Annotated in this window: 1 protein-coding gene; it reads left to right on the top strand. The window is 64.7% G+C overall.

Annotation, left to right across the window (positions count from 1 at the left end; translation table 11 throughout):
* Positions 1-66: 66 nt before the first annotated feature.
* Positions 67-1,089, top strand: coding sequence for an IS110 family RNA-guided transposase (locus AC07NC_RS17385; RefSeq protein WP_494570295.1), 1,023 nt, complete (start codon positions 67-69; stop codon positions 1,087-1,089).
* Positions 1,090-1,361: the final 272 nt, after the last annotated feature.

Genomic DNA, 1,361 nt, shown 5'->3' with positions numbered 1-1,361 from the left:
TGATGCTGTGGACGGCTCTCCAACCCACCGGCGGCGTTAGGCCTCCGGCAGAGCTGGAGGAGAGCCATGGGACAGGTAGCCACGATTGGTTTGGACATCGCGAAGTCGGTGTTTCAGGTGCACGGCGTCGATGCTGAGGGCGGCGTCGTCATTCGACAGAAGCTGACGCGAGCGCGGCTGCTGAAGTTCTTCGAAAAGCTGTCCCCCTGTCTGGTCGGGATCGAAGCATGCGGAACGGCGCATCACTGGGCGCGCGAACTGATCGGCCTGGGCCACGACGTGCGGCTGATGCCGCCGAGCTATGTGAAGCCTTACGTGAAGCGCCAGAAGAACGACATGGCCGACGCGGAGGCGATCTGCGAGGCGGTTACCCGGCCGACCATGCGGTTTGTACCGGTGAAGTCGCCGGCGCAGCAGAGCGTGATGGTGCTGCACCGGACCCGGTCGATCCTGATACGGCAGCGCACGCAGATCTCCAACGCGATCAGGAGCCACATGGCGGAGTTCGGCATGGCGGCGGCAATCGGCAGGCAAGGCCTCCAGAGCCTTATCGAAGTGGTCGATAACCCGGCCGACGAGCGCGTTCCGCCTGAGGCGCGAGGGTGCCTCGCCATGCTGGGCGTGCAGCTACGGCTGGTGAACGAACAGGTCCTGGAGACCGACCGATTGATCCGGACCAACGCCCGTTCGACCGAAGTCGGTCGGCGGCTGATGGAAATCCCCGGCGTGGGCCCGCTGCTAGCCAGCGCCCTTGTCGGCACGATCGCAGATCCAAGGGCCTTCAAGACCGGTCGCAATCTCGCGGCCTGGATCGGCCTCGTGCCGAAGCAGAACTCCAGCGGTGGCAAGGAGCGGCTCGGCGGGATCACCAAGCAGGGTGACCGATATCTGCGACAGATGCTGGTCGTCGGCGCCTTGGCGGTCGTGCGCTACGCCGTGAGAAACGGCACGCGCCGGCCGTGGCTGGTTCAGTTGCTCGCTCGACGAACGCCGAAGGTCGCGGCCGTCGCCCTCGCCAATAAGACCGCGCGAATGGTCTGGGCGATCATGACTTCGGGTGAGCGCTACAGGGAGCCGCTCGCGGCATAGAGACAGGTCGAGGCTCAGCGTCGAGACCGACGAACTTGGGAAGGGCGGACAGGATGTAATGCGACAGCCGGTCGAAACCGGAAGGAGGGAAAACCCACATGCGCCATAGCGCCTCGAGCGCGTGCTTTTGGTCGGGATCCACCTTCGCGGAAGGCATTATGGCCAGCGGTCATGCGTACCGCGCTAACAGGTCGAACACATGGCCGCTCCGACCAGGCTCAGCAGAACGTCAGATCAACCCTTGCCAACGGGGAGCCGTCCACACATGGCGC

The organism is Brevundimonas sp. GW821-FHT10A07, from assembly GCF_059415785.1.
Note: the sequence above shows the minus strand (reverse complement) of the source record. Positions and strands in the feature narration are given on the sequence as shown.